This window comes from Streptomyces sp. NPDC096132, from assembly GCF_044763345.1.
In the GTDB taxonomy this organism is placed as follows: domain Bacteria; phylum Actinomycetota; class Actinomycetes; order Streptomycetales; family Streptomycetaceae; genus Streptomyces.
Map to the genome: position 1 here is coordinate 1,011,504 of NZ_JBIWGA010000001.1, position 7,554 is coordinate 1,019,057.

A 7,554-nucleotide genomic window follows, 5' to 3' on the forward strand; every position below is an offset into this window, starting at 1 on the left:
TGGTGCCGTCGCAGTCGGTGGGCACCGTGCCGTCGCAGCAGGCGGAGGAGCCGGGAGAGGCGCTGCCGGCACCCGAGTGGCCCGACGCCGCCGAGGCGACGGTGGACCTCTCGCAGGCAGCCCCCGGAGATCCGGGCACGGTGACACCCACCGCGACGTCCGCCGCAGATGCCGCTGACACCCAGGTCGCCGAAGTCGTTGAAGTCGCACCGGCTGCCGACGCTTCCGATACCGCTCCCCAGCTTTCCCGGTCACCGCTCACGGGCTCCGAAACACCTTCCCCGGCCGTGAGTTCGACCGACGCGTCCAAGGCGCCCGACGCTGAATCCGCCTCTGCCGAACCTGAGCCGGACCCCAGCGCTTCGCCGGAACCGTCGGAGTCGACCGCAGACGGCTCCGGGGACGAGTCGGAGACCATCTCGCCGGACCAGGTCGATGTACGGGTACTCGACAGGCAGGAAGTGGCCCCGGCGGGGGGTATCGGCCTCGGTGTCCAGGTCATCCGTACGGACGGCGTCGCAGCGGTCGGCCAGGTCCAGATCAGCATCGACTACTCGGGCTTCCAGTACGCCTACGGCGGCGACTTCGCTTCCCGGCTCCGGTTGGTGAAGCTGCCCGCATGCGCCTTGCAGACACCAGAGGCCGAGGAGTGCTCGGACCGCGAGTTCGTGCCCGCCGAGAACGACACGGCTGAGGGCACGCTGACGGCGACGGTCGTGGCGGAACCCGACGCCGATGGTCTGTCCACGCAGTTGGACAGCACCTCCAGCTCTGTCTACGCACTCACCAGCGGCTCCTCCTCCGAGAGCGGCGACTACCGAGCTTCCACGCTCTCTCCGACCGGGTCATGGGATGTGGCGACCGGCTCCGGTGCGTTCACCTACAGCTATCCGTTCAGCCTGCCCACGCCGGCGATGGGAAGGGCGCCGTCCCTAGCGCTCTCCTACAACTCGCAGTCAGTCGACGGGCGCACCTCAGCCTCCAACAACCAGGCGTCCTGGGTGGGAATGGGCTGGGACCTGAACGTCGGCTACATCGAGCGGCGCTACCGCAACTGCTCCGAGGACGGACTGAAGTCGATCGGCGACATGTGCTGGGCGTCGCCCAACAGATCCGTGGAACCGGACGGAGCCATCTACGTCATCAACCTCAACGGGGTGACCTCCACCCTCGTCCAGGACGACAACGGCACCGGCTCCTACCACGTACAGAACGACCCGGGCTGGAGAGTGCAGCACCTGAGCGGAGGGTACGGCGCGGACGACGAGTACTGGGTGATCTCCACCCAGGACGGCCAGCGTTACTACTTCGGTTGGGGCCGCTCCGAACGCTCTGGCGGGGCGACCTCCTCCGTCTTCACCATCCCTGTCGTCGGCAACAACACGGGCGAGCCCTGCTACTCCCAGTTCCCCGAGCCGTGCACGCAGGCGTGGCGGTGGAGCCTGGACCGGACCGTGGACGCGAACGAGGTCGAATCGGTCTACTTCTATGACCGGGAGACCAACTACTACCGATCGGTCGCCAACACCGACAAGGCCCGCTCCTACACGGCGAGCGGCTACCTGGCCAAGATCGAATACGGATGGCCCACCCAGATCGCGAGCTCCAAGCCGACCGGCAAGGTCGAATTCACGCACACCGGTCGGTGCGTCGAGCGTATGGCGGACGCGGATCCGCTGCGCAGTGAGCCGGACGCCTGCCCCTCGATCGCCTCAAGCCCGTCGTCGTATCCGGACGTGCCCGTCGACCTGCTGTGCAACGGCACTTCCACGGACTACTACTGCGCGGGCAAGACGTACTACCCGACCTTCTTCAGCAAGGACATGCTCTGGGACGTCAAGACCTTCGCGCTGAACACCGGCGCCAATGGCTGGGACCTCGTGCAGCAGTACCAGACCAAGCATGGCCTGCCCAACCCGGACGGAGCGGTCGGTAACACTCTCTGGCTGGACTACCTTCAGCGGGAAACGTATGGCACGGGCAACGACGTCATCTTCCCGGTCGTCAACTTCAATGGCACCGACCTGGACAACCAGGTCGGCACCGGCGAACTCAACTTCCGTCGGATCAGCACCATCCACGGAGATCTGGGCGCCACCACGAGCGTCACGTACGACTCGCCGAACCCGTGCAGCGCGGACGCCCTGCCCAGCCAGGCCTCCAATACGAAGGACTGCTACTGGCAGAAGTGGACTCCCGAGGGCGCCACCACGGCACAGACCGGCTGGTTCAAGAAGTTCCTGGTCAGCAAGGTGACCGTCGACCCGACCGTCACCAGCGACCAGGACGGTGCGCCGGTGATGACCACCACCTACGACTACCAGGGCGGCGCCGGTTGGCGCTTCACCGACGACCCCTTGGTTCCGGACAGTGACGAAACCTGGTCGGACTGGCGGGGCTACCAGCGTGTAGAGGTCACGAACGGCACCGGCACCGTCAAGCACTCCCTATTCCACTGGCTCTTCCGGGGACTGGACGGCGACCGCACATCCAAGACGGACACGTCAGCCACGCGTTCGGTGTCGGTCACCGACGGCGAGGGTACGTCCTACACCGACTCGCCCTGGTTGCAGAGCCGCACGATCGAGAGCTCCACTCGCGACGACGCCGGCAGCTCGCAGCAGCGAGTTTTCCACCACTACTGGACCCACAACACCTCTCAGTACGACGGCTTGCCCGACGCACGATTCGTCCGGGAGGACCGCATCACCACCGAGACGAAGATCTCCACCGGCTGGCGCACTCACGTCGTCGAGGACGTGTACGACGACGCCTCTTCCACCTCGACCACCTACGGATTGCCGGTGCGCACCGATGACCAGGGTGAACAGGGCGTCTCCGACAACCGCTGCACCACCTACGGCCGCGCATACAACACCGATCTCTACGACGGCAGCAGCATCCAGCGGTGGATGATTCTGGTCGACGAGACGCGCCACTACGCGGAGCGCTGCGACAACCGGGCCGCTGCCAACCAGGACGGTTACACGGCCACCCTGTTCGACGGAGCCTCCTCCGTGGACACCAACAAGCCAGTCGACGGCAACGCCACAGAAGTCCGGACGTACACCAAGTCGAGTGCCTACCAGCCCGTCAAATCCGGTTACGACGACGCGGGCCGGGTCATCTGGACCGAGGACGCGAACAGTAACCGGACCACCACGACCTACAGCCCGGCCAACGTCTGGCCGCTGAACGGCATCACGACGACCACGCCCGACCCGGATGGGCTCGTCACTTCGCGTGGTCCACTCACGACCACGGCGTGGACATCCCGTTACTGGGGGATGGTGACGCAGACCAAGGACGCTAACGGCAACATCACCAAGGTCGTCCTGGACGGCGCGGGCCGGCCCATCGAGGTGTGGAAGCCGACCGAAACCGGCACCTCTCCGTCACTCAAGTTCGACTACAGCATTCCCACCGCCACCAGCAGTGGCATTCCCGACTCGGTGACCGGCTTCCCACGCGTGGGCACTCACATTCTGCAGGCGGGCACTACCTACCTGACTTCCTACGCGTACTCCGACGGCCTCGGAAGAGCCCGCGAAACCCACACGCCCATCCCGGACGGGACGGATCCGTCCACCGGGGAGGAGGTGCCCAACCGACAGGTCGCCGTGGTCCGCTACGACTCGGCCGGCAACGTCACCGGTACCTCGGCGGTCTTCCGCAACCAGGGCACCGCAGGCTCCGGCGGACCGGTCAACCCTGCGATCGAGGACCTGCCGTCCTACACGGAACTGACCCTGGACTGGGCGGGCCGCACGACGGAGTCCCAGATCCTCGTCGGCGACGGCGACAGAGCCCGGGGTGTTCAGGAGGGCCGGAAGCTGACGGCCTACCACGGTGACTACGTCACGGTCACACCGGCCGCCGCCGATCCCACGGACACGTACACCGACGTCTACGGCCAGACGTCGAAGGTGGTCGAGCACAACGGAAGCTCGGCCTTCACCACGCAGTACGACTACACCGCCACGGGCTTGCTGAAGCAGATCACCGACGCGCGCGACAACACCACGGCCTACACCTACGACTGGGCCGGTCAGCGCACTCGGGTGGACGACCCGGACGCCGGGATCTCCACCACGACCTACGACGCCAACGGCCGGGTCAGCACGGCGTCCGGCAACATCGATCCCGACACCGGCACTGCCAAGACGGTCCTGAGCTACCAGTACGACACCCTGGGTCGCCGCATCTCCGTCAACAGCGGTACCACGGAGCTCGCGGCCTGGACCTGGGACGGACTGGGTGTGGCAGGCGGCAAGGGCCAGATCACCGCGACGACGAGTCACGACGCCGACGGCAACACCTACACCGTCAAGTCGAACGGATTCGACGGCCGGGGCAGGTCCTTGAGCACTACGGTCACGATTCCGGCACCCGTCACCGGCTTGGCCGGCGACTACACGACGGCGTACACCTATGACGCCGCGGACCACATCGCCACCGTCACCTACCCCCAGGCCGGCGGCCTTGCCGCAGAGACCGTCACCGCCGGCTACACCGCCTACGGGCAGCCCCGCAGCCTCACCTCGGACACCCAGACCTATGTCAGGACGACGGTCTATGACGCCTATGGGCTGCTGACCGACCGTTACTACGGCGCCGCCACAACCGGGCTGACCGGTGTCAGCGCTCAGCGCAGCTACAACTACGTCCTCGCCAAGGGGACCCGCTGGCTGCGAGGCATTACCACGACCACCTCCGTCGGCCAGTTCACCAGTGAGAAGCAGCAAGACCTCTACGACTACGACTACGACGGCAAGATCACCGGGATCCAGGAGCTGGCCGCCGGTCAGACCGAGCAGACGCAGTGCTTCCACTACGACGGTCAGGCCCGGCTGACCAACGCCTCCACCCGCGCGGTGGCGGCCTCCTGCTCACTGAACACCACCTCCGACTTCACCGGCGAGGACCCGTACCAGACGGCCTACACGTACGACCGCCTCGGCAACCTCCAGCTCGTCACCGACACGAACGCCACGGGCGAGGTCACCACCCGCGACTACCTCTACCCGGGCTACGACGACGCCGACAACTGGACCACCGCGAACGCGGACCAGCCGCACGGCGTCCGCAAGGTCACTACACAATCCGCCGGCACCACCACGGCCGAGGACCTCACCTACGACGACGCGGGCCAGATGCTCACCCGTGTCGAGACCGCCGGGAGCACCAAGGCCACCGACTACACCTGGAGCCGGCTCGGCCAACTGGCCAGCGTGAAGACCACCACGTCCGGTGGCAGCGAACTGACCCGTTACGCCTACGACGCCGACGGCAACCTCCTGGTCCGCACCACTCCTCAGGAAACGGTCGCCTACCTCGGCGGTATGGAACTGCGCACCAGCGACGGCACGGCAGCCACCGCCACCCGGTACTACAGCAGCGGTACGTCCACCGTGGCCATGCGCACCACCACGGGCAACAGCGTCACGGGCGGCAAGCTCTTCTACCTGATGGCCGACCCGCAGGCCTCCACGCAGCTCGTGGTCGACGCCGACACGGGCAAGTCGACTCGCCGCCGCTACACCCCGTTCGGCGACGAGCGTGACGGGAGCCTGCCTACGGGGACGGACAGCGGTTTCCTGGGCAAGACGGAAGACACCAGTACGGGCCTGTCCCTCCTCGGAGCCCGCGCCTACGATCCCCGGCTCGCCCGGTTCCTCAGCCCGGACCCGCTCAGCAGCCCGTACACCCCGCAGAACCTTTCCGCGTACAGCTACAGCGAAAACGATCCGGTCAACCGAATGGACCCGACGGGGCTGGAGAGCTGCTACCCGCTCGACTGCTCAGGGGAGGAAGGGGATTACCCGACCTACACGGATGACCCGATTCCGTCGGACCCCGTGGTCACCGATCTGGGAGACGGAGCCGCGCCCCCGCCCAATTCGGACCTGGGCAAGGACTACCTCGGCGGCGACGGCCTTCCGAGCGTCGGCCAGATGAAGACCCTCGGCACCTACATGCCGAACGTCAGCGACGAGCTGAACTACGAGCTGTACTTCCGTGAGCGCTGCACGTTCAGCCAGGGCGTCGACATGTCGTGCAAGAACCTCATGGACTACTACGGGGGATGGGCCCACGTAAAAAGCATCGACACGGTCAACACCTGCCCGATATGCGGCAACGTCGGTTTCGACATCATCCTGCAGTACGCCCTCGGGCGCGGCGGAAAGGTGTGCTTCAAGAACAGCTTCACGCTGGAGACCGAAGTCCTGATGGCGGACGGCACGAGCAAGCCGATCAAGGACGTCGCGGTCGGCGAAAAGATAATCGCCACGGATCCGGAGTCCGGAGCGACCGAAGAGCGTACAGTCCTCGCCACCATCGTCACCGATGAGGACAAGGACTTCACAGAAGTCGGAGTGGAGACGGAGGACGGCCCCGCCGAGGTTGTCGCGACCGACCACCATCCATTCTGGTCGCCCTCCGAGCACGCATGGCTCGATGCGGGTGATCTGCGGTCTGGTATGACCCTGCGCACGGACAGGGGAGACGTAGTCACCGTCGAAACGGTCTCGTCGTTCCATGGGCAACAGGAAACCCGCAACCTCACCGTCGACGGTCTTCACACGTACTATGTGCTTGCCGGGAAGAGTCCGGTACTCGTACATAATGCCGGGGGATCGAAGGATCCCCTGAGCTTCGGCGATGGGTATACGGGACGCCTTGACCGAATCAATATCGGTGGCACGGTCGACTTCGAGATCCATGTTTACCGTCGAGGTACGGAAGTCGGGATCTTCGGTAGTAATGGATGGTTCCCGAAACACGGGAAGAGTGCTGATGTCACCGTCCCGCAAGATGTCTACAATAATCTGAAGGGGTTGGCTGTGGGGGAAATGCGAGCGGCCGGACGGCTTGGGGGTAAGGGTACTGAAAACATCAAGGGCGATAACTGGAAGCGTCCGCGTATTACAGGTGGTTGCTAGTGAAGTACGTAATAGTGGAACCGCTGTCAGATCAATACGGGTACTTTCTGGATCCGCAAGGGTATCTGGAAATTATTCCTCGGATCGTGAGCAGTCTTCCTGTTGGTGCGGCTGAGTTCGTGACGGACTCTGACCACTATGATTTTCGAAGCGTTCGCTGTGTCAAAGATCTGACGCTAAGCAAGATGGTCCTCACGGATGTGGAAGGTCTTGTCGGTCTTGAGATGTTCCTGGCGCCAAATGATTGGAAGCATGAGAGTGGTCTGCGTATCGTGTATTCAGGTGTTCAGTCTTTGAATTTGTCCACCAAGGAAGCGGACGGCATGCTGCCCCGTTTGGGCGATCTGCAATTGGATGAGGCTCTGCCGCACCCGGCTGGTTTCAGTCATGAAATCGCCTTCACCCGTGGCTCGGTCGTTGTCGTAGCTGCGGATCTGAAGGCAGTATGGGATTGAATACGCGTTTCATGTAACGGTGAACAGGAGCCCCGGCGACGGGTTGTCGCGGGGGCTCTAATAGCGGCTAACACAATGAGGTGGCTCGGTCCTGGTGGCCGTGTCCAGGACGGTAGTTGAGCGTTCGGTTCGGTGTGGGGACGTTGCCGTGGGTC

Annotated in this window: 2 protein-coding genes; both read left to right on the plus strand. The window is 64.7% G+C overall.

What is annotated here, in order from left to right; translation table 11 throughout:
- Nucleotides 1-287: 287 nt before the first annotated feature.
- Nucleotides 288-6,944 carry an RHS repeat-associated core domain-containing protein gene (locus tag ACIRF9_RS04380; protein ID WP_403816026.1) on the plus strand — a complete coding sequence of 2,219 codons (6,657 nt, stop codon included), beginning with the start codon at nucleotides 288-290 and terminating at the stop codon, nucleotides 6,942-6,944.
- Nucleotides 6,944-7,399, plus strand: a complete 456-nt coding sequence (locus tag ACIRF9_RS04385; protein WP_390821330.1) for a hypothetical protein — start codon at nucleotides 6,944-6,946, stop codon at nucleotides 7,397-7,399. Before ACIRF9_RS04380 ends, ACIRF9_RS04385 begins: the two co-directional genes overlap by 1 nt.
- Nucleotides 7,400-7,554: the final 155 nt, after the last annotated feature.